We start from the raw sequence: 21,538 nt of genomic DNA, 5'->3' as shown, positions 1-21,538 counted from the left end.
GTGATCGAAGGGGTCGCGGCAGCTGATGAGACAGGAGATCGAAAGTGGTGCGCGTACTGTTCGTGGGTGAATCGTGGAGCGTCACGGAAATCCATGTCAAGGGATTCGATTCGTTCGTGACCTCGAGGTATGAAGAGGCCGGCCTTGCGCTGCGCGAGTCCTTGGACCGCGATGGCTTCTCCTTGACCTACTTGCCCAGCCAACTGGCGGTCGAGCACTTCCCAGACACGGTGGCGGACCTCAGCGGGCACGACGTCATCCTCTTCTCGGACATCGGCTCCAACTCGCTGCTGCTGCCGTCCAAGGTGTTCAGGGAGGGTGGAACCGCCCCCAACCGCCTCGAGGTCATCCGCGACTGGGTCGACGGGGGCGGGGGCTTCGGGATGATCGGCGGCTACATGAGCTTCCAGGGCATCGAGGGCAAAGCCAACTACCGCAACACCGCGCTCGCTGACGTACTCCCCGTCGACATGATTCAGGGCGACGATCGGATCGAGACACCCCAGGGCAGCATCGCGCGTGGTTCTGACCATCCGATTCTGGCCGGGGTTGAGGGGGAGTGGCCGCCGTTGCTGGGCTACCAGCGGCTTCAGCCTCGGAGTCAGGCGCGGGTCGTCGCAACCTTCCCGGCCGACCCGCTCATGGTGATCGGCACGTATGGTTCCGGCCGCACCCTTGCCTACGCCAGCGACATCGACACGCACTGGGCTCCGACGTCGTTCACCACCTGGGACGGGTTCCCGACCATGTGGCGCAACGCGGTGCGCTGGTTGGCCGGCGAGGGTGATCCGGGAGTCTGAAACGGAAAGCCAAGCGCCTTCGCCGCCATCACCGGCCCACAGCCCCAGTATGTGCCATGGGTCATGCCGCGGGCCGTCAACGACTTTCGCGCTTCCTCGCTCGCCCCGAGGCGGTTGGCCTTTGGCTACGGCCACCGGCTCGAACGACGCCGCCCGATCGCGGCGCACGTTCATTGTCATCGTCTCGGCCGTCCTGAGCGCCGTCCTCGATCGGGTTGCCGTTATGGGCGCTAGTCGTCCTCGGGCATCGCCCGGGCCGGGCGGACACGCTGGGTCGGCTCGTCGTCTGCCAGGTCCAGGGCGCTCAGGCCGGTCAGCACGCTGGTGTCACCGAGGCTCAGCTCGTCGTCGAGGAAGTCGATCGCATTGCCCTCCTCGTCGGGGAGGAGTGCGGCCCCGCGCGACCCGCGGAACACCAGGACCGCCAGGGTGAGGAGGGCGCCGCCGCCGGCCACCACTGACGCCGCGAGGAACCACGTCATAGCGGTGCCGACGCCGGAATCCGGCGTGGCCGTCGTGCCGCCGGTGGCGGCCGGGCTCGCGGTGGAGGAGCCGTCAGCTGTTGCGGACGGCGACGCCGTGGGCGACGGCGAGGCGGAGGGGCTCGGCGTCGCGGTGGCCACCTCGGTGTGCTCGACCGCGATCGTCAGCTGCGTGCTCGCGGCCGCCAGCCGGGCCGTGCCAGGAAACGAGATCGTGAGCGTCAGGTCCCCGGTGGGCTGGTCGGCGGGGATGGCGTAGAGGGTCTGGAAGCTTCCGGTCGACGTGGTCAGGGTGAAGGAATCCTCCACCTCGCCGCCCGCGTCCGCGACGGAGATGCCCGCGTCGGCGATTCCGGTGCCGTCGGCAGCGACCAGGGTGCCGGCCACGTCGACCACCGAGCCGTTGAGTGCGTCCTCGGTGCTCGTGGCAGTGAGGGTGAGGGCGGCCGGAGGGGCCTCCTTGGGGGTGGCGGGTGCCTTGTCGGTGCGGGGCTTCGCCGCGTCGTCGTCGGTGCTGCCCCCGTCGTCGGACCCGGGATCGGCGGAGCCGCCGCCACCGCCGCCGTCGCTGGACCCCGCGACGGTGATGGTGATCTGCGAGCGTGACGGGTCCACCTTTGCTGCGCCCGCGAACCGGACTGCCACGACATGGTCGCCGGCGGACAGGTCAGCCGGCAGGGCGAATGACAGCTCGAAGCTGCCGTTGCCCAGGGTGCTGGCTGAGGCGGTCTCGGCTCCGTCGAGGGTGGCGACGACACGTGCGCGCTTCACCGCATCGCCCTCGGATGTGAGGGTGCCGACGATCCGGACCTGACCCTCGGAGACGGTGAAGGTGGCGTCGATGGCCGACGCCGCGGCGTGGGCGGGCGCGGCGATAAGCGCGACCATGGCCACGAGGATCGCGGCCAAGGTGGTGCGCACGGCGGTGGCGAGCATCGGTGATCCGTTCCTGACAGTGCTGCGTAGCGTAGTCCACTCCTGAGGGTCGCCTGAGGAGGCCCCCAGACTGGTCGGTTCCCCGGCTTGCGTTTCCTCGGCGAGCACGTATCCTGAGACAACCTTAAAGGTTTCTCAAGTTTCTCAGGAATGAGGCCCGCATGGCTCAGGCACGACGCACGGCGCTCGGTCGGCATGACGACGAGGTCGTCGAGCTGGGCGTCGTCTCCCCTCCTCGGCGGATCCGCACCCGGAGTCCGCTGGTGGTCGTGAGGTTCGTGTTCGCCCCGCTGGCCCTGGTGTCGGTGGCCGGGCTGTCCGCTCTGGCGATGATCCTGCCGCAGACCGGCGCGGGACTCGAGCACACAGACCCGAGCATGGCGGCCGCCAGTCCTCTTGGTGTGTCACGCGACTATCTCCGGCCGTCGCTGACGCCCGCGGCCTCCGCAGCGCCCTCGGCGTCGCCGTCCGTGAGCGCCACCCCGTCGCCATCACCCACGCCGTCGGCCACGCCCAGCCCCTCCGCGGCTCCGTCAACCTCCGCGTCGGCAGCCCCCGCTGTGGCTACCCCCGCGGCCGCCCCCTCGAAGACCGTGGACTACTCGGCGCTCGGCGACTCCGCAGGCACCCGCTACACCTCCGCGTCGGTCAACCTGCGCACCGGGCCGGGGGTCGGATACGACGCCCGCACAACCCTGGGTGAAGGCACGGAGGTAGCTATCACGCAGTGGCACGTCGACGGCTGGCGCCAGGTGGAAGTCTCACACAAGGCGGGATGGATCAAGGAAGGCTTCCTCACGCAGGAGAAGCCTGTGGTCGCGCCCGCGCCGGCCAGAACCTCTCAGGCAGCCGACTCGGGCGGGTCCAGCTCGTCGGGCTTCTCCACCGAGGCGTGCGCGGCCGCGTCCGGCATCGAGTCCGGCCTCACCGCCCGCACGCGCACCGTCCTGCGCGCCGTCTGTGCCGAGTTCCCGCGGGTCACCAGCTACGGCGGGTACCGCGCCGATTCGGACTCCTACCACGCGTCCGGCCGGGCCATCGACGTCATGGTCTCGGGTGAGGCCGGTTGGGAGATCGCACGATGGGCGCGGGCCAACGCGTCGGCCCTCGGCATCATCGAGGTGCTCTACTCCCAGCAGATCTGGACGGCGCAGCGCTCCGGCGACGGGTGGCGCAGCTTCTCCGACCGCGGCAGCGTCAGCGCCAACCACTACGACCACGTGCACATCAGCGTCCGCTGACCCCTCGGGAGGGTGACGGAGTTGAGCCGATGGATGGGCTCGTCGCGCCTTTGAACGATCAACCCCTGCGATTTCCGCGTTGAGCCCATCCATCGGCTCAACGCGTCTCCCGGGGGCGTGGCCCCCGTCGCGGCGCGCGCCCTAGGCTGTGGGCATGATCACTCCGGTTGACGCCACCACCACCGAAGCCTGGGCAGACCTTCACATCATCAAGGACGCCCTCGTGCCAGACCTGCGCGGCTGGTTCGAGGCGGACCCGCACCGGGCTGCGGAACTCACCTTCGACATTGCCGACCTCCGCGTCGACCTCTCCAAGAACCTCATCAACGAGGACGTCGTCGCCGCCCTCGTCCGGCTGGCGGAACAGGTCAACCTGGCCGATCGCCGCGACGCGATGTTCGCGGGAGAGCGGATCAACATCACGGAGAGCCGCTCCGTCCTCCACACCGCGCTGCGCCTCCCGCGCGACGCCCAGCTCGTCGTCGACGGGCAGGATGTGGTGGCGGATGTGCACGAGGTCCTGGACCGCATGTACGCCTTCGCCGACAAGGTTCGCTCCGGTGAATGGACCGGCGTCACGGGTGAGCGCATCGCCACGGTGGTCAACATCGGCATCGGTGGCTCGGACCTCGGTCCGGTGATGGTCTACGAGGCCCTCCTGCCCTACAAGCAGGCCGGCCTGGAGTGCCGTTTCGTCTCCAACATCGACCCCAACGACTGCGCCGAGGCGTTGGCGGACCTGGACCCCGCCACGACGCTGTTCATCGTCGCGTCGAAGACCTTCACCACCCTCGAGACGCTCACCAACGCCCGGATGGCCCGCGACTGGTTCCTCGGCCGGCTGGCCGAGGCCGGGGTCGTCGACGATTCCGACGAGGCCCGCCTCGGCGCCGTCGCCAAGCACTTCGTGGCCGTCTCCACGGCGCTGGACAAGGTGGCCGATTTCGGCATCGACCCCGCCAACGCCTTCGGCTTCTGGGACTGGGTGGGCGGCCGCTACTCCGTGGACTCCGCCGTCGGCCTTCCAGTGGCGATCGCCATCGGCCCCGACGCTTTCCACAGCTTCCTCGCCGGCTTCCACGCGGTCGACACGCATTTCCGCACCGAGGCGCCCGAGCGCAACGTTCCGCTGCTGATGGGCCTGATGAACGTCTGGTACGTCAACTTCTGGAACGCGCACAGCCACGCCGTCCTGCCCTACGCGCAGTACCTTCACCGCTTCGCCGCCTACCTGCAGCAGCTCACCATGGAGTCCAACGGCAAGTCCGTGCGGTGGGACGGCACGCCGGTCACCTCCGACACCGGCGAGATCTTCTGGGGCGAGCCCGGCACCAACGGCCAGCACGCGTTCTACCAGTTGATCCACCAGGGCACGCGCCTCATCCCCGCGGACTTCATCGCGGTCGCCAACCCGGCACACCCGGTCAAGGACGGCGACACCGACGTCCACGGCCTCTTCCTCGCCAACTTCTTCGCGCAGACCGCAGCCCTGGCCTTCGGCAAGACCGCCGACGAGGTCCGGGCCGAGGGCACGGCTGAGGAGATCGTCCCCGCCCGCGTGTTCCCGGGCAACAGGCCCACGACGTCGATCATGGCGTCCGCGCTGACCCCGTCGGTGGTGGGTCAGCTCATCGCCCTGTACGAACACATCACGTTCGTGCAGGGCATCGTGTGGGGGATCGACTCGTTCGACCAGTGGGGTGTGGAGTTGGGGAAGAAGCTGGCCATGGACATCGCGCCGGCGGTCTTCGGCGACGCCGAAGCGCTGGCCAACCAGGACCCCTCCACGCAGGCGTTGGTGAGCTGGTACCTCGACCACCGTGAGTGACGCTCCCGCAGGGCCGCGCTGGCCGCGGCGTCGGCCCCTCAGCGGGATGTGGTGCCTGGCCGGGGCCGGGGGCCCGAGGGTCGCGGTTCTGGCCTAGGATTCGAGGTGGTTACAACGATGGAGGAACCCGTGACGCTCACCCTCACCGACCTTCCCGCCGCCGTGCAGGAGGAGGTCGCCCGGACCCGCGAGGTCGTCGCCCGCCTGCACGCCGAACTACCCCGGTGGGAGCTCGTCGTCTGGACCGCCGGCAACGTGTCGCAGCGCATCCGCTGCGCCGATCAGATCGGCGAGGAGCTGTTCGTGATCAAGCCCTCGGGCGTCTCCTACGACGACCTGTCCGCCGAGGCCATGGTGGTGTGCACCCTCGACGGTGTGAAGATCGACGACGGGACGCCCGAGACGCTGCAGCCTTCGAGCGACACCGCTGCCCACGCCTACGTGTACCGCCACATGGAGCACATCGGCGGCGTGGTGCACACGCATTCGACCTACGCGACGGCGTGGGCCGCCCGCGGTGAGTCCGTGCCGTGCGTGCTCACCATGATGGCCGACGAGTTCGGCGGAGACATCCCCGTCGGCCCGTTCGCGCTGATCGGCGACGACTCGATCGGCCAGGGCATCGTCGAGACACTGAAGGACTCCCGCAGCCGGGCCGTGCTGATGCAGAACCACGGCCCGTTCACCATCGGCAAGGACGGCCGCGACGCCGTCAAGGCGGCGGTGATGTGCGAGGAGGTGGCGCGGACGGTGCACATCGCGCGACAGCTCGGTGAGCTGATCCCCATCCCGCAGGAGAAGATCGACTCGTTGTTCGACCGCTACCAGAACGTCTACGGCCAGCCGGCCAAGGTTTGACGTCCGGCCGGCGTCGGTGACCTGCCTCACCAGACCGAGACGCCGCGACCCATCCCGAAATAGCGCCATCCCGCGTCGCTCCAGCGGCGCGGGATGAGCACGTTGCGACCGTCCACGACGTTGGCGGCCGCCGGCAGCGACACCAGCGCGGCCGGGTCCAGCTCCACGAACTCCCGCCACTGCGTCAGCACCATGACCACGTGGGCGTCGCGGACGGCCTCCTCGACGGTGTCGCTCACGTTGAGCTCCGGCTGGCGCTTGCGCAGCAGGTCTCCCGCGGCGGGGTCCACCACCGCGAGTTCCGCACCGCGTGACCACAGGCGACCGGCGATGTCGAGGGCGGGGGAGTCTCGCAGGTCGTCGGTGTCCGGCTTGAACGTGATGCCCAGCACGGCCACCTTCTTGCCCGCGAGCCGCCCACCGACGGCCTCCTCGGCCAGCGAGACGGCATGGTCGCGGCGCCGCAGGTTGATGGCGTCCACCTCTCGCAGGAAGGTGAGGGCCTCGTCGACCCCCAGCTCACCGGCCCGGGCCATGAACGCGCGGATGTCCTTCGGCAGGCAGCCACCACCGAAGCCGATGCCGGCCTGCAGGAACTTCTTCCCGATCCGGTCGTCGTGGCCGATGGCCTCCGCCAGCCGCGTGACGTCGCCTCCGGTGGCGTCGCACAGTTCGGCCATGGCGTTGATGAACGAGATCTTGGTGGCGAGGAAGGAGTTCGCCGCGACCTTCACCAGCTCGGCCGTCGGGTAGTTGGCCAGAACCAGTGGAGTGCCCTCGGACAGGGGCCCCGCGTAGCACTCGTCGAGGATCTCCTTCGCGACGGCGCCGCGGGCCAGGTCGTCGGGGAGACCGTAGACGAGGCGGTCCGGGTGCAGCGTGTCGGCCACCGCGTACCCCTCGCGGAGGAACTCGGGGTTCCAGGCCAGGAGGAGATCCTTGTCCGAGGACCCGAGTGTCGCGGCGATCTCCTGCGCAGTCCCGACGGGCACCGTGGACTTGCCGGCCACGAGGACCGGCCTGCCCCCCGCAGGTGGCTCGGCGTACTCGACGATGGTGCGCACCGCCTGCCGCACGTAGGTCATGTCCGCCGCCATGCGGCCCTGGAGTTGCGGCGTACCGACGCCGATGAAGTGGATCTCGGCATCCCTGATCTGGGCCGGATCCGTGGTGAACCGCAGCCTGCCCGACGACACATGCCGGGCCAGGAGGTCCGGGAAGTCCGGCTCGTGGAACGACGGCCTGCCCTGCGCGAGCAGGGCCACCTTCTCCTCGTCCACGTCCAGGCCCACCACGTCGTGGCCGAGTTCGGCCATGCACGCAGCGTGTACCGCGCCGAGGTATCCACATCCGATCACAGAGATCCGCATGGGCAAAGGCTAGCGTCCGGGGGCGCGCACCAACTTTTCCGCCACCCCCGTGGCGCCGCCGGCCTCGGCGCGGGATGATGGGAGCCGGGTCAACCTATAAGGAGTACATCGTGGAAAACATGAGCGCGGGACGTGACGCCATCGTGGGCGGGCAGACGTCGCTCGGCATCGAGCTGGGATCGACCCGGATCAAGGCCGTCCTCATCGGGGATGACCACCAGCCACTGGCCACCGGAGGCTTCGACTGGAAGTCGAGCCTGGTGGGTGGCATCTGGACCTACGACGTGGACCTGGTGTGGGAGGGCCTGCAGGCGGCCTACGCCGATCTTGCCGCTGACGTCGAGTCGCGCTTCGGAGTGCCGCTCGACACCGTCGGCACCATGGGCTTCTCGGCCATGATGCACGGCTACATGGCCTTCGACGCGTCGGGGGCACTGCTCGTGCCGTTCCGCACGTGGCAGAACACCCTCACCGGCGAGGCGGCCGGGGCGCTGACCCGTCTCTTCCAGCACAACATCCCGCAGCGGTGGAGCATCGCGCACCTGTACCAGGCCGTTCTCGGCGGCGAGAGTCACGTGGGCTCCATCGATTACCTGACCACCCTGGCGGGGTACGTCCACTGGCGCCTCACCGGCGAACGGTCGCTCGGCGTCGGCGACGCCAGCGGCATGTTCCCCATCGACACCGCCACCGGCCAGTTCGATGAGGGGATGCTCGCCCGGTTCGACGAGCTCGTCGCGCACCACGGCTACGGCTGGAAGCTCGCCGACATTCTTCCCACGGTGCTCCCCGCCGGGCGGCAGGCGGGGGCCCTGTCCGACGACGGCGCCCGCCTGCTCGATCCGTCGGGTCGGCTCCGCCCGGGCGTCCCGTTCGCGCCCGCTGAGGGCGACGCCGGCACCGGCATGGTGGCCACCAATGCCGTTGCCCGTCGCACCGCCAACGTGTCGGCGGGCACCAGCATCTTCGCGATGGTGGTGCTGGAGAGGCCGCTCACGGCGCTGCACGAGGAGATCGACCTGGTCACCACGCCCGCCGGTGACCTGGTGGCCATGGCGCACTGCAACAACGGCGCGGTGGATCTGCAGGCATGGGTGGGGCTGTTCGGTGAGGTCGCGGCCGCGCTGGGCGCCCAGGTGGACACCAACACGCTGTTCGAGACCTTGTACAACGCCGCGCTCAAGGGCGACGCGGACGGCGGCGGCATGCTGGCCTACAACTACCTGGCCGGGGAGCACGTCGTCGGGCTCGAGGCGGGCCGGCCGATGTTCGTCCGGACCCCGCACAGCGCCTTCACGTTGCCCAACTTCATGCGCACCCACCTGTTCGCCGCTCTGGGCGCGCTGCGGGTGGGCATGGACATCCTGCTCCAGGACGAGGGTGTGGAGCTGGACTCGATGTTCGCCCATGGTGGCCTGTTCAAGACCAAGGGGGTGGCGCAGGGGTTCCTCGCCGCAGCGATGAACACGCCGGTGTCGGTGGGGGAGATCGCCGGCGAGGGCGGCGCGTGGGGCATGGCGCTCCTGGCGTCGTTCCTGCGCTCGGGTGAATCGTCGCTGGCGGACTGGCTGGCGTCGTCGGTGTTCGGCGGTGCCGCGATCGACACCGTCGAGCCGGACCAGGCCGACGTCGAGGGCTTCGACAGGTTCATGGCGCGTTACCGCTCGGGCCTCGCGATCGAGCGGGCCGCGGTGGACACGCTGCACTGACCCAACGCTCGACTCCGACGCTTCGACGGGGGTCCGACCGGTCGCCGGTCGGACCCCCGTCAGCGTTCGGCTGCGTCGTCCTCGCGGGTGTCGTGCCGTCGGTACATCTCCGAGAGGGAGCGTTCCGGGTCCAGCCGCTGGACGATGGCGTCGGCGATGTCGGTGAGTTGGCCGACCTGCTCCGGGGTGAGGGCGTCGATCACGTACTGGCGCACCGCCTCGACGTGCCCGGGCGCAGCGCCCTGGACCACCTGCCAGCCCTCCTCGGTCAGCCGCGCGTTCGTGGCCCGTGCGTCATCGGGGCACGGGAACCGGCCCACCAGGTGGCGGTCCTCCAGCCGCTTCACGACGTGGGAGAGCCGGGGGAGCGTCGCGTTGGTGAGGCTGGCCAGCGTGCTCATGCGCAGCGTCCGCCGGTCGGCCTCGGAGAGCATCGCGAGGACGTAGTAGTCGAAGTGCGTCAGGTCTGAGTCGCGCCGCAGCTGGGCGTCCAGCACGCTCGGCAGCACCTCGATGACGGCGGCGAGCCGCACCCATGCCGCCAGTTCGGGGCGGCTCAGCCAGCGTGGTTCCATGCCCCCCAGTCTACCGATAGTTGTATCTTTAACCAAAGTCTGTCATGCTTGAAGGGACAACCAATCAGTCGCTTCACCAAGGAGTAGTCATGACCAGCATCACCATCATCGGATCCGGCGCCATGGGCTCGGCCATCGCAGGGCTCGCCGAGCGCGGCGGCCACACCGTCGAGGTCCTCGGCCGCGCCGACGCCCACCGCACCCCGGCAGGCGACGTCGTCGTCCTCGCCCTCCCGTATCCCGCTGTCGACGGTGTCCTCGCCGGGCGCGCCGACGAGTTCGCCGGCAAGGTTGTGGTTGACATCACCAACCCCCTGGACTTCGAGACCTTCGACTCCCTCACCGTCCCGGCCGACTCCTCGGCCGCAGCCGACATCGCCGCACAGCTGCCCGGCGCGCGTGTGGTCAAGGCGTTCAACACCAACTTCGCGGCCACGCTGGCCGGTGGCACCGTCGGCGACGTGCCGACCACCGTCCTGATCGCGGGCGACGACGCTGAGGCCAAGGCCCTGGTGTCGGGCATCGTGACCGATGCCGGGCTCAAGGCCATCGACGCGGGGACCCTCCGCCGGGCCCGTGAGCTCGAGGCGATCGGTTTCCTCCAGATCACCCTCGCCGCACGCGAAGCCATCTCGTGGGCCGGCGGCTTCGCCGTCCAGGCCTGACCCGACCCCACCACCGAAAGAGAGTGACCCCCCAATGAGCTTCCTGTTCAAGCCCGCCTCGTCCGTCTCCCCGACCGCCGTCGACATCGCCCTCCTCGTGGCCCGCGTCGCGCTCGGCGCCATCCTGTTCGCCCACGGATGGCAGAAGTACATGCAGTACACGCTCGCCGGGACGACGGCGGCGTTCGCCGACATGGGGGTCCCGCTGGCTGCGGTCGCGGCCACCGTGGTGGCCACCGCAGAGATCGTGGGAGGCATCCTGCTCGTCATCGGCGCGCTGACCCGGGTGGCCGCGGCGGTCAATGCCGTCACCCTCACCGGCGCCCTGTTCCTCGTGCACGCCCCCAACGGGGTGTTCATCGAGAACAACGGTGTCGAGCTCGTGCTCGGCCTGGCCGCGGGCCTGGTGCTCCTCGCGGTGCTCGGCGGCGGCAGGTTCGCCGTCGACGGGCTGCTGACCCGGACCCGTGGAGCCGCACAGGCCGAGCGTGTGTCCGTGGCCGCGGCTCGCTGACACCGGCTCGCCCTTCCGGGGCCCTCTCCGCCTGGCGGGGAGGGCCCCCGCGTGTTTGCCGGAGCGGTCGTCGGCTTGGGGTGATTCCCTGGTGGGTGCGAGAATGGCCCCCATGCAGTCCCTCCCCGCCCTCCTCGACGACCGCCTCCGGGCCCTCACCGGCGTCGATCCCGAGATGCGCCCGGCCACCAAACCCCAGTTCGGCCACTTCCAGTCCAACGTCGCGCTGCGCCTGGCCAAGCAGGAGGGGCGCCCGCCCCGCGAGGTCGCCGCCGACATCGTGGCCCGCCTCGATGTCGACGACCTCTGCGAGCCGCTGGACATCGCCGGCCCCGGCTTCATCAACTTCCGGATGCGCACGGACGTGCTCGCCGCCGCCGCCACCGCCCTGCTCGAGGACCCGAATGGCGGGCTCAACCCCGTCAAATACCCCCAGCGCGTGGTGATCGACTACTCCGCCCCCAACGTGGCCAAGCAGATGCACGTCGGCCACCTGCGCACCACCATCATCGGGGACTGCTTCAACCGGGTCCTCAGCGCGCTGGGCCACACGGTCATCCCCCAGAACCACATCGGCGACTGGGGCACCCAGTTCGGCATGCTGATCGAAGAGGTCCTCGACGAGGGCATCGACGCCGGCGCCCTCACCCTCGACGAGGCCGACGCGCTCTACAAGCGTGCCGCTGCCCGGTTCCGTGAGGACGAGGAATTCGCCACGCGCGCCCGCTCGCGGGTCTCGGTCTTCCAGGGCGGGGACGAGGAGTCGCTGGCCATCTGGCGCCAGCTCGTCGAGATCTCCAAGCCCGCCTTCAACGAGGCCTACCGCCGGCTCGGGATCCTTCTCACCGACGACGATCTGGCCGGCGAGTCCACCTACAACGCCGACCTTCCGGTGCTGGTCAAGGAACTCGAGGACTCCGGGGTGGCCGTGATCGACGACGGCGCGCTGTGCGTGTTCGTCGACGGTTTCGAGGCGCCGCTCATCGTGCGCAAGACCGACGGCGGCTACGGCTACGCCACCACGGACCTCGCCGCGATCCGTCGCCGGGTCCGTGAGCTCAAGGCGGCCCGGATCATCTACGTCACCGACGCCCGCCAGGGCGGGCACTTCGCCCAGGTGTTCGCCGCCGCCCGCAAGGCCGGCTTCCTGCCCGGCGACGTGACGGCCCAGCACGTCGGCTACGGCATGGTGCTCGGCCGCGACGGCAAGCCGTTCAAGACCCGCGACGGCTCCGCCGCGACACTCGGGTCCCTGCTCGACGCCGCGGAGGAGGTGGCCGCCCCCAACATCGCGCTGGCCGCCATCAAGTACGCGGACCTCTCCAACGGACTGCAGAAGGACTACACCTTCGACGCCGAGCGCATGGTGCAGACCACGGGGGACACAGGCCCCTACCTGCAGTACGCCCACGCCCGGGTGAGCCAGATCCTGCGCAAGGCGGAGGCGGAGGACGTCAAGTGGGGATCGGTCACCATCCTCGGCGACCCGGCGGAGCAGCAGCTCGCGCTCCTGCTGAGCGGCTTCGGGGAGGTGGTCGACGAGGTGGCCCATTCCCTGCAGCCACACAAGCTCTGCGCCTACCTCTACGACCTGGCCGGTGCGCTGGCCACGTTCTACGAGGCGTGCCCGGTGCTCCGGTCCGAGGGCGATGTGCGGGCGTCGCGGCTGGCGCTGTGCTCAGCCACGAAGCAGGTCCTGGCCCGCGGCCTGCACCTCCTCGGGATCGACGCCCCCGAACGGATGTGAGGCGCGGCGACGGCGGGCGGCCATTAATGGGTCCGCCCGCCGCCGCCGCGTCAGGGGGAGGTTACTCGGTGTCCGCGACGTCCGCCGGGTTGGCGTCCACGACGGCGGGAATCATCGCCAGCACGTCGGGATGCTCGACGGCGTCCTGGGCGGCCAGCGCCGCGCCGATGATGCCCGCTCGGTTGCGCAGCTTGGCAGGAACCATGGGGGTCTTCAGGGTCAGCAGGTGGCCCCACTTGTCCCAGTCCTTGGAGACTCCGCCGCCGGTGACGAACAGGTCCGGCGAGAACAGCATCTCGAGGTGGCTGTAGTACGGCTGGAGGCGCTCGGTGGCCCACTCCTCGTAGCTGAGGCCCTCCTTGTCCTTGACCGAGGACGCGGCGCGCTTCTCCGCGTCGTAGCCCGACAGCTCCAGGTGGCCGAGCTCCGCGTTGGGGATGAGCACGCCGCGGTAGATGATCGCGGCGCCGATCCCGGTGCCCAGCGTGGTGAGGATGACCAGGCCCGGGTGGTCCTTGGCGGCGCCGAAGTGCACCTCCGCCAGGCCCGCGGCGTCGGCGTCGTTGACGAGCACCACCTTGCGGCCGAGCTTGTCCTCGAAGTACTCGTCGGCCTTGAACCCGTTCCACTTGACGTCGAGGTTGGCCATGAACGGCACCCGGCCGTGCAGCACCGGCGCAGGGATGGTGAGGCCCACCGGGCTGTCACCGATGACGCCCTGGAAGTGTTCGATGATCTCCCCGACGACGGCCGCCACGGCCTTCGGGGTGGACTTCTCCGGCGTCGGGATCCGGAGCCGGTCCGCCGCGAAGTCACCCGCCTCCAGGTCAACGGGCGCGCCCTTGATGCCCGAACCGCCAACGTCGATACCCAGGAAGATGCTCATGCGCGAAAGCGTAGCGGTATCGCCTGGACCGTCGGCGATGGCCCGAAGGATCAGACGGTGGCGACGACGGCGCGGGCCGCCCGGCCGCGCTCGAGCTGCTCGTCGAAGAGTCGGCGGGCGTCGGCCTCGTCGAGGTGGAACAGGCGCAGCGAGACCGGCCCGTCCGTGGTGTGCGCGGCGATGGTGGCCAACCGCAGCCGCCGCTGCAGCGGGCCCTGGTGCAGCGAGAGCGACTGCATTCTCCGGTGCGGGACGATCGCCAGCGTGTGGTCGATCAGGCCGTGGTGCGCCACCAGCACCTCCTCGCCCACACCCCACGTGTGCTGGGTGTGTGAGAAGGGGGTGAGCCAGCGGGCGCGATCCGGCTGCGGGGTGGGCTGAATCCGGCTGAGGTCCACGTCGGGCCAGATGGCGCGCAGGACGGTGAGGACGTCGCCCCATGTGCCGAACGGAAGCACGATGGAGTTGGTGGAGCGGCCCTCGTCGTCTGCGGGGTCCCCGTAACCGAGCACCGTGACGGTCACCCGGTGCAGCCCGGTCAGGCGCTGCAGCAGGTCCTGGTGGATCACCACGCCCTGGATCCGGTCCGGCCGCAGCCCCTGGGTGGCAGTGGAGGCCAGGCCGCGTGAGATCCGCAGCGTCTCCCCGCGTCGCGTCATCCGGAATCCCCAGTTGCGGCCGATGTTGGACCAGGCCCAGCCGGCGAACGCCAGCATCGCGCCGAAGGCCGTGATCGACGTCCCGCCCCAGATGGTGACGCCGAGGAGCAGGAAGGCGGTGGCCAGCGCGGCTGCCGCCGTCGTCGACACGGCGGTGCCCAGGATCAGCGTGGCCGGTGGAACGGCGTGCACCGGCTCCTCGGGCTGGTCGTCAGGGGACGCGACGACGGCCTCTCCCTCGGTGCCCGGTGCCACCGCCGGGCCGGCCTTCGCCAGCGCCATCCGGGCAAGCAGGTGCTCGCGCAGCGACTCGGCGCGCGTCTTGGTGAGGAACGCCAGGCTGAGCCCCCCGGCGCCGCCGACGTCGATGTGCACCTTCGCCAGGCCGAGCAGCCGCGCGACGAAGGGTTGGGCGATGTCCACCGACTGCACCTTCGTGTAGTCAAGCCGCGACGACGAGCGCGAGATGAACGCCCGCTCCACGCGGAACTCCTCGTCGTCGACGATGAACGCCGTGGTGCGCCAGGCGAAGATGCCGTAGACCCCGGCCACCAGCGCCGCGCCCAGCGCGACCAGTGCGAAGATCCACGCCTGGCCGGTCAGGTCCTCCAGTCCGCCGTCGTCAAGTTCGCGGACCAGGAACACCACCGAAGCCGCCAGGACGATCCCGCTGTGCGCGAGGCCCGTGAGCGGGCTGGGGCGCTCCACCACCTTCTCGACCTGCGGCTCGGGCCGCGCCGGGAGCGGAGGCGGGTGCGTCATCAGATGCCGGCCTGCTGCGTCTCGCCGCGCTGGATCAGCCGGTCGCGTAGGGCCGCCGCGTCGGCGGGTGCCAGACCCGGGATGGAGATGCTGCCCTGGGTGGACGAGGTGATCATCTCCACGGTGGCCAGGCGGAAGGCGCGATCGATGGGCCCGGAGTGGAGCTGGACCAGCTGCATCCGGCCGTAGGGAACGCACACCAGCCTGCGGTGGAAGAGGCCGCTGGTGAGATAGACGTCCGTGTCGCGCTCGGCGTAGCCCCACCGTCGGAACGCCCGGGGAGCGCGCAGGATGCGCCAGGTGAGGACGACCGCCCACATCCCCACCACGACCCAGCCCAGCCACGACGGACCCAGCAGGAACGCCGCCACGGCGCCCGGGGCGAACCAGAGGGTCCAGACGAGGGGGATCAGGATGAGCTTCATCCGCAGATAGTTGGGGGAGAGCCGCTGCCAGGCCGTGCCCGGGGGGGCGAACAGCGTGTCGGTCATCGGATGAACCGCTCGAAGCGACGGCGGTCCACGCCCGGGCCCACCACTTTGACCTCGCCCATGAACACGGTGCCCACGAGGTTGATCCGGATGCCGTCCGCCCGCGGAAGGAGCCCCTGCACCTTCGCCTCGGCCATCACCAGGTTCATGCCCGAGACGTCGACGTCGACGCCTTCCGGAACGCGGATCTTCACCTCGCACATGCCGCCGCCGAGATGGACGGTGATGTCCCGGCTCTCGAAGGCGGCGCCGAGGAGGTCCACCCGCATCTCACTGAGCCAGGCGTTGAGCTGCACCGTGGAGGACACCTTCGTCACGCGGCCCGGGTTGTAGGTGGAGAGGAACGAGTTGCCGCCGGTGAACGCCCCGGCGGCGAGGGCCCCGGAGGGAGGCGCAACGGGAGCGTAGGGGCTCGGCTGGGGTGCCAGGCTTGGAGTGAAGCGCGCCGCCACCGGCGGCGCGGCTGGGCGCTCGAAGGCGACGAGGTCCGTGGTGAGGGAGTTCAGGTCGCCGAACGTCTTGGCGTCGTAGGCGAGCGCGATCCGGTCCGCGTGCTCGTCGAACGTGAGCCTGCCGTCGGTGTAGGCGGTGTTGAGGAGTGAGGCGACCACCTCGCGGTCCTGGTCCGCGCAGCGCAGCACGTCAAGGCGATGGGGTTCGGACATGCCCCCAGTCTAGGAGTGCCGCGTTCCATCCCCCCGCGCGCCTGCCGTCGGTAGGGTTGAGGCCGGACACGAGGAGGCCTGTGATGGGTGCGAGCAAGCGAGTGGGAATCCTGACGGCCGGCGGAGATTCGCCCGGCCTCAATGCTGCGATCCGGGGTTTCGGCAAGGCGGCCATCGGCGTGCACGGCATGGAGCTGATCGGCTTCCGTGACGGGCTGCGCGGCCTGGTCGAGGATCGCTGGCAGGTGCTGGACGGGCCCGCGCTGTCGGGCATCCTGACGATCGGCGGCACCATCCTGGGCACCTCGCGGGACAAGCCGCACAAGATGATGATCGACGGCGAGGCCCGCGACATGGTGCCGACCATCGTCGAGAACTTCGAGAAGAACAAGCTCGACGCCCTGGTGTGCATCGGCGGCGGTGGCACCGCCAAGAACGCGAACCGGCTGATGCAGGCGGGGCTCAACGTCATCCACCTGCCCAAGACCATCGACAACGACATCGCCCACACCGACACGAGCTTCGGCTTCTCCACCGCGCTCGGCATCGCGACGGAGGCCATCGACAGGCTGCACTCGACGGCGCACTCGCACCACCGGGTGATCATCGCCGAGATCATGGGCCACAAGGCGGGCTGGCTGGCGTTGGGTTCGGGCATCGCCGGGGGCGCGGACATCATCCTCCTCCCCGAGATCCCCTACCACATCGACTCGATGGCGGCGTCCATCAAGAAGAGGGCCGGGTCTGGGCGCAACTTCTCCGTCATCGCCATCGCCGAGGGTGCCAGGGACGTGCAGGACACCGCGGACCTGCTGGCGGCCGACGCGCTGAAGAAGGCGGCCTCCTCGCCCGAGGCGAAGTCGGCCGCCGCGGCGCACAAGGCCTCCATCGAGGCCGGCCACCGCGACAACGCCTTCAAGGTTGCCACGGCGCTCGAGGAGGCGACGGGCCTGGAGTCGCGGGTGACCATCCTCGGGTACGTCCAGCGCGGCGGCATCCCGGACGCCAACGACCGTCTGCTCGGCACCCTGCTCGGCTCAGCCGGGGCGGACCTCGTCGCCGAGGGTCACTACGGCGTGACGGTGGCGTCCCAGGGGGGCGACGCCGTGCCGGTCCCGCTGGGGGACGTGGCCGGCAACCTCAAGGTCGTTCCTCAGGACCACGCCTGGATCAGGGCGGCCAGGGGAGTCGGCACCGGTCTTGGCGACTGACCAGCGGGAAATGTGCCGGGCTCAGCGGGTCGCCTCCGCCAACAGCTCGAGGATGTGGACGTAGGTGCGGCCGGTGGCCCGCGACATCGCGATCTCGCAGGTCCTGTTCAGCGTGGCGTAGGCGAAGTACCCGGTGCGCACTTCGTCGGCCTCCTCGCGGGTGGCGCTCGCGGTGAGTTCCGGGTGGAGGAGGCCCCGGTCTCCCGCGAAGCCGCAGCACGCCCACGACGGCGGCACCTCGACGGAGTCGCTGATGAACTCGGCGACTCGCAGCAGGTCGTCGTTGATGTCCATGCGTGTGGACGCACAGGTGGGATGCAGCACCAGGGAGGGCAACGAGCGGGTCACGGTGAGCCGCGGCACAAGCTGCTGTGCCGCGAAGGTAACCACGTCCACGACGGTGACGTCGCTGCCGTCGGTCATCCTGGCCAGGGCTTCGGTGCAGCTCGAGGCGTCCACCACAACCGTCAGGTCCCGGCCGCGCCGGCTCAGCGCGGTGCTGACCTGGGCCTGCATGGTGGCGTAGCCCTCGCGGAGACCCTTGGCGCTCCATGGGGACCCGCAGCACAGCCCGGAGGCGTCGAGCAGCGACACCCTCACCCCAGCGCGTCGGCACAGCTCGTTGAAGGCCAGGAAAACCCCCTGCCCGGACGGGGCGAACATGGTCTGCAGGCAGGAGGGGAAGTAGACGGCGACACCGGCGCCACCACGGTCGCGGCGACGGGGCCTGCGGCGCAGGCCGGCGCCCTCGGGGAGGTCGTTGTCGTACCCCGGGACCACGTCGTCACCCAGGGCGCGCCGCCCCAGGCGCGTCGCGACCGAGGCCAGCGGGCCGGTGGACTTGGCGAGGGTCAGAGCCGCCGATCCCATGCGCGTGGCGAGTGACCAGGTCCTGGCGGCGCGGTTCCATGCGGCCTTCTCCACCCCGCCGGCGCGTTCCTCGCGCTGCCGGCGCACCAGATCCCCGGTATTGATGCCGAGTGGGCACGCCACGGCGCACATTCCGTCGACGGCGCAGGTGTCGATGGCCGCGTACCGGTAGTCCTCCTCCACCTGGCGCAGCAGGTCGGTGTCGTCCTGGCGGGCGGCGAGCTCCCGGCGCAGCACGATGCGTTGCCTGGGGGTGAGGGTCAGGTCCCGCGATGGGCAGACCGGCTCACAGAAGCCGCACTCGATGCACGCGTCGACCTCCGGCTCGATCGTCGGCATGAGCTTGAGGTTCTTGAGGTGGGCGTCGGGCTCGTCCGAGATGACGACGCCCGGGTTGAGCACCCCGGCCGGGTCGAAGAGGTGCTTGATCTCGCGCATCACCTCGTAGAGCTCGTCGCCGTACTGCTCGCGCACGAACGGCGCCATGGCCCGGCCGGTGCCGTGCTCGGCCTTGAGGACGCCGTGGTGCCGGAGGGTGAGCCGCACCATCTGGCGCGTGAACTTCCGGTGGCGAGCGAGGCTGGCGGCATCGTCGAACCGCTCGCTGAGGAGGACGTGGATGTTGCCGTCGCGCGCGTGGGCGAAGAGGGGTGCATCGTGGTACCCGCTGCGGGTGAGGAGGTCGGCGAGGTCGCGGAGGGCGGGCGCGAGCTCCGTCACGGGGACGCAGATGTCCTCGAGCAGCGTCGTGGAGCCTGTCGGGCGCGCCCCCGCCACGAGCGCATAGAGGCCGCGGCGGAGCTCCACCAGCGCGTTGCGGTGGTGCGCCTCAGTAGTGAGGGCCACGCGGCCGATCACCTCGAGCTCGCCCAGCGCGATTGCCGCGGCCTGCAGGCGCGCGGCGAGGACGTCCTCATCCACCTCATGCAGCTCGACGAGCAGCGCGGCCTCGGTGGTGAGCTCCCGGCCGTGCAGGAGCGCAGGCGATCCTGGCTGGGCGCCGGCCACCCGCAGCGACGCGGCGTCCATGAGTTCGATGGCCTCGAAACCGTGTTCGACGAGTCCCGGCACCGCGGCCGCGGCGGCGTCGAGGGTGGGAAAGAGCGCCAGAGCAGCCGCAGTGTGGGGGGCGAGGGGGACCGTCCGGAAAGTGGCCTCGGCGACGAAGCCGAGGGTGCCCTCGGACCCGATGAGGAGGTGGCGGATGAGGTCCACGGGACGATGGAACTCGAGGAGCGCATTGAGGCCGTATCCTATGGTGTTCTTCATGGCGAAGAGCCGGTTGATGTCGGCGATGGACGACGGTGTGGTCCTCAGGCGTTTGCGCAGCATGTGGAGCCCGCCCACGAGCGGCGTCTCCTCCAGTCTGAGCGTGATGTCCGCCGTCGGGTCCGCCGTGTCGACGATCCGGCCGCTGGGCAGCACGAACACCATCGATTCCAGCGTGTGGTAGCTGTTCTGCGCGACACCCGCCAGCATGCCGCTGGAGTTGTTGGCGATGATGCCGCCGATGGTGCAGGCGATGTCGCTGGTGGGATCGGGGCCCAGCCGTCTGCCGTGGCGTGCGAGCCGGGCGTTGACGGCCCGCAGGGTGGCCCCCGCCCCGGCGCGGACGCGCAGTCCGTCGTCGAGGACCTCGATGGTGCGGAAGTTGCGCCGTACGTCGACGAGGAGACCGGAGGTGATGGATTGCCCGCAGAGGCTGGTGCCGCCCGCACGGAATGTGATCGGCTGCCGGGCCTCGGCCGCCTGCACCATGAGCGTGGCGACGTCCTCGACCGTCTCCGGGGTGACCACGCCCGACGGCGTGAGGAGGTAGGGGGAGGCATCGTGGGCCATGGCGAGCCGCATGAGGGCGCGGTCGTCGCGCTCGATCCCCGCCCTCGCCGTAGCCACGACGTTCAGCCTACCCAGGGTGGGGTGGCGAGTCTGGAAGGCCGGTTGGAGGAGGGCAGGATTTCTTTGCTAACCTAGGGCCCACGCGGGCGTAGCTCAATGGTAGAGCGCTAGCTTCCCAAGCTTGATACGCGGGTTCGATTCCCGTCGCCCGCTCCACTCGGAGCCACGGCCACCTGCGGTCGGGGTCCCGCGTTCCTCCGGTCGCGTGGCGCGTTCAGCCCTCGAGCCCGACAACGCGCGGCGGCTCGGCCGACAGCACGGCGGCGGACTCAGCCGTCGGTCACCTTCGCGGCCGTCTCCTCGATTTCGTGGCGCATGTCGCTGACGTTGTCCTCCACCTTGCTGAACAGGTACGAGGCGATGGCCCCCACCACCAGCATGACGACGGCGAAGGCCACGGCGGTGGTCAGCGTCAGCCCGCTGGAGGTCAGGCCGTCCGGGGAGAATGCGGGGAAGACGACGGTGGGGAAGATCGCCAGCGACGAGCCCACCACCATGCCCAGGATGAAGTGGTACATGCCGCCGTAGTAGCGGTCGAACAGCCAGGCGGCGGCCTTGGCGAGCAGCAGGACACAGGCCACCACACCGAAGAACAGTGGGATGACCACGCTCATGTCGAAGTCCTTGATGCCGCTGGCCATCTTGTCGTAGAGACCGAAGTAGATGAGGAAGTTCGACGGCGACATCCCCGGCACGATCACACCCAGCCCGATGAGCGCGCCCGAGCCGAACCAGACGGGGATGCTCGGCGGCACCTGGACCAGCATCTGACCGCCGGCGAGCATCAGCATGAAGATCGCCGCGGCGGCCACCCCCATGATGACAAGATGCGTCGCGCTGCGACCGTTGCGGCCCGCCTGCCGGTACAGCGAGGGGAACGTACCGATCACGAAGCCGATGAAGAGGCAGGTGAACTGCGCCGCGTAGGAGGCGAAGGCGGCCTCGACCACGACGGAGAAGCCCAGGATGCCGAGCCCCATGCCGATGGCGATCGGGACGAAGAACAGCACGTTACGCATGAAGTGGTGACGGATCTTGGCGAGGAACCGAATCATCGGGTCGTAGAGCCCGAAGATGACGGCCAGCACTCCGCCGGACAGCCCCGGCAGGATGGCGCCGACACCCACGGCGATCCCCTTGAGCAGCCGCCCGAACCAGGACCGTGGGGAGTCCGGACGGTCGACGACCGACTCGCGGTGGGTGTGTGCCGTCATGGGCGCCTCTTTCTCGCTGTGCTTCAGCTCAACCCTACGGTCCGCATGGCCGGGCGCCAATCTGACGCAACGCGACCCCCCAGTCCCGGCGCCCCCGCGCCCCCGACCTCCGCGCCAGTCCGAGCACGACACGCCGACAGACAGCGGACCGGAGGG

General features: G+C 70.0%; 18 protein-coding genes and 1 tRNA gene. 10 read left to right on the top strand and 9 right to left on the bottom strand.

Features of this window, described 5'->3' with window-relative positions:
* Positions 1-47: 47 nt before the first annotated feature.
* Positions 48-800: a glutamine amidotransferase gene (locus tag ACX1D0_RS10235; RefSeq protein ID WP_459017774.1), complete on the top strand. Its 753-nt coding sequence runs from the start codon at positions 48-50 to the stop codon at positions 798-800.
* A 230-nt stretch (positions 801-1,030) separates the two neighbouring features.
* On the opposite strand, the gene ACX1D0_RS10230 is transcribed toward ACX1D0_RS10235, so the two are convergent.
* The gene (locus ACX1D0_RS10230; protein WP_459017773.1) at positions 1,031-2,218 is read right to left on the bottom strand and encodes a hypothetical protein; all 1,188 of its coding nucleotides are present in this window, start codon (positions 2,216-2,218) and stop codon (positions 1,031-1,033) included.
* 161 nt (positions 2,219-2,379) lie between these two features.
* Between ACX1D0_RS10230 and ACX1D0_RS10225 the strand changes: the two genes are divergently transcribed.
* From ACX1D0_RS10225 to ACX1D0_RS10215, 3 genes are all read left to right on the top strand, one after another.
* Positions 2,380-3,459 carry an SH3 domain-containing protein gene (locus ACX1D0_RS10225; RefSeq protein WP_459017772.1) on the top strand — a complete coding sequence of 360 codons (1,080 nt, stop codon included), beginning with the start codon at positions 2,380-2,382 and terminating at the stop codon, positions 3,457-3,459.
* Between the two features lie 154 nt (positions 3,460-3,613).
* Positions 3,614-5,287, top strand: a complete 1,674-nt coding sequence (gene pgi, locus ACX1D0_RS10220; RefSeq protein ID WP_459017771.1) for a glucose-6-phosphate isomerase — start codon at positions 3,614-3,616, stop codon at positions 5,285-5,287.
* Positions 5,288-5,449: 162 nt separating this feature from the next.
* The gene (locus ACX1D0_RS10215) at positions 5,450-6,145 is read left to right on the top strand and encodes an L-ribulose-5-phosphate 4-epimerase (RefSeq protein ID WP_459020438.1); all 696 of its coding nucleotides are present in this window, start codon (positions 5,450-5,452) and stop codon (positions 6,143-6,145) included.
* Positions 6,146-6,171: 26 nt separating this feature from the next.
* Here ACX1D0_RS10215 and ACX1D0_RS10210 read toward each other — a convergent pair whose 3' ends face one another.
* Complete coding sequence (locus ACX1D0_RS10210) at positions 6,172-7,515, bottom strand: UDP-glucose dehydrogenase family protein (RefSeq protein ID WP_459017770.1); 1,344 nt, start codon at positions 7,513-7,515, stop codon at positions 6,172-6,174.
* Positions 7,516-7,634: 119 nt separating this feature from the next.
* Here ACX1D0_RS10210 and ACX1D0_RS10205 point away from each other — a divergent pair, with 119 nt between their 5' ends.
* The gene (locus ACX1D0_RS10205; RefSeq protein ID WP_459020437.1) at positions 7,635-9,224 is read left to right on the top strand and encodes a xylulokinase; all 1,590 of its coding nucleotides are present in this window, start codon (positions 7,635-7,637) and stop codon (positions 9,222-9,224) included.
* Positions 9,225-9,283: 59 nt separating this feature from the next.
* Here the strand turns inward: ACX1D0_RS10205 and ACX1D0_RS10200 are convergent, their stop codons facing one another.
* On the bottom strand, positions 9,284-9,799 hold the full coding sequence (locus ACX1D0_RS10200; RefSeq protein ID WP_459017769.1) for a MarR family winged helix-turn-helix transcriptional regulator: 516 nt from the start codon (positions 9,797-9,799) through the stop codon (positions 9,284-9,286).
* A gap of 89 nt (positions 9,800-9,888) precedes the next feature.
* On the opposite strand from ACX1D0_RS10200, the gene ACX1D0_RS10195 reads away from it, so the two are divergent.
* From ACX1D0_RS10195 to argS, 3 genes are all read left to right on the top strand, one after another.
* Positions 9,889-10,464, top strand: a complete 576-nt coding sequence (locus ACX1D0_RS10195) for an NADPH-dependent F420 reductase (RefSeq protein ID WP_459017768.1) — start codon at positions 9,889-9,891, stop codon at positions 10,462-10,464.
* A 34-nt stretch (positions 10,465-10,498) separates the two neighbouring features.
* Positions 10,499-10,978, top strand: a complete 480-nt coding sequence (locus ACX1D0_RS10190; RefSeq protein ID WP_459017767.1) for a DoxX family protein — start codon at positions 10,499-10,501, stop codon at positions 10,976-10,978.
* Positions 10,979-11,090: 112 nt separating this feature from the next.
* Complete coding sequence (gene argS, locus ACX1D0_RS10185) at positions 11,091-12,725, top strand: arginine--tRNA ligase (RefSeq protein ID WP_459017766.1); 1,635 nt, start codon at positions 11,091-11,093, stop codon at positions 12,723-12,725.
* 61 nt (positions 12,726-12,786) lie between these two features.
* Here argS and ppgK read toward each other — a convergent pair whose 3' ends face one another.
* From ppgK to ACX1D0_RS10165, 4 genes are read right to left on the bottom strand one after another with little or no spacing between them, the layout of a single operon-like run.
* On the bottom strand, positions 12,787-13,611 hold the full coding sequence (gene ppgK, locus ACX1D0_RS10180) for a polyphosphate--glucose phosphotransferase (RefSeq protein WP_459017765.1): 825 nt from the start codon (positions 13,609-13,611) through the stop codon (positions 12,787-12,789).
* Between the two features lie 50 nt (positions 13,612-13,661).
* Positions 13,662-15,032, bottom strand: coding sequence for a PH domain-containing protein (locus ACX1D0_RS10175; protein WP_459017764.1), 1,371 nt, complete (start codon positions 15,030-15,032; stop codon positions 13,662-13,664).
* Positions 15,032-15,523, bottom strand: a complete 492-nt coding sequence (locus ACX1D0_RS10170) for a PH domain-containing protein (protein WP_459017763.1) — start codon at positions 15,521-15,523, stop codon at positions 15,032-15,034. Before ACX1D0_RS10170 ends, ACX1D0_RS10175 begins: the two co-directional genes overlap by 1 nt.
* The gene (locus ACX1D0_RS10165; RefSeq protein WP_459017762.1) at positions 15,520-16,188 is read right to left on the bottom strand and encodes a DUF1707 SHOCT-like domain-containing protein; all 669 of its coding nucleotides are present in this window, start codon (positions 16,186-16,188) and stop codon (positions 15,520-15,522) included. Before ACX1D0_RS10165 ends, ACX1D0_RS10170 begins: the two co-directional genes overlap by 4 nt.
* An 83-nt stretch (positions 16,189-16,271) precedes the next feature.
* Here ACX1D0_RS10165 and ACX1D0_RS10160 point away from each other — a divergent pair, with 83 nt between their 5' ends.
* Positions 16,272-17,399 (top strand): 6-phosphofructokinase, encoded by a 1,128-nt coding sequence (locus ACX1D0_RS10160; RefSeq protein WP_459017761.1) that lies wholly within the window; start codon positions 16,272-16,274, stop codon positions 17,397-17,399.
* Between the two features lie 21 nt (positions 17,400-17,420).
* Here ACX1D0_RS10160 and ACX1D0_RS10155 read toward each other — a convergent pair whose 3' ends face one another.
* Entirely contained in the window at positions 17,421-20,165 is a 2,745-nt protein-coding gene (locus ACX1D0_RS10155; protein WP_459017760.1) for an FAD-binding and (Fe-S)-binding domain-containing protein, read from the bottom strand.
* An 85-nt stretch (positions 20,166-20,250) separates the two neighbouring features.
* On the opposite strand from ACX1D0_RS10155, the gene ACX1D0_RS10150 reads away from it, so the two are divergent.
* A tRNA-Gly gene (locus ACX1D0_RS10150) sits at positions 20,251-20,324 on the top strand.
* A 113-nt stretch (positions 20,325-20,437) separates the two neighbouring features.
* On the opposite strand, the gene ACX1D0_RS10145 is transcribed toward ACX1D0_RS10150, so the two are convergent.
* Positions 20,438-21,382 (bottom strand): DUF368 domain-containing protein, encoded by a 945-nt coding sequence (locus tag ACX1D0_RS10145; RefSeq protein WP_459017759.1) that lies wholly within the window; start codon positions 21,380-21,382, stop codon positions 20,438-20,440.
* Between the last annotated feature and the right edge of the window lie 156 nt (positions 21,383-21,538).

This window comes from Tessaracoccus pujii (genome assembly GCF_054483895.1).
Note: the sequence above shows the minus strand (reverse complement) of the source record. Positions and strands in the feature narration are given on the sequence as shown.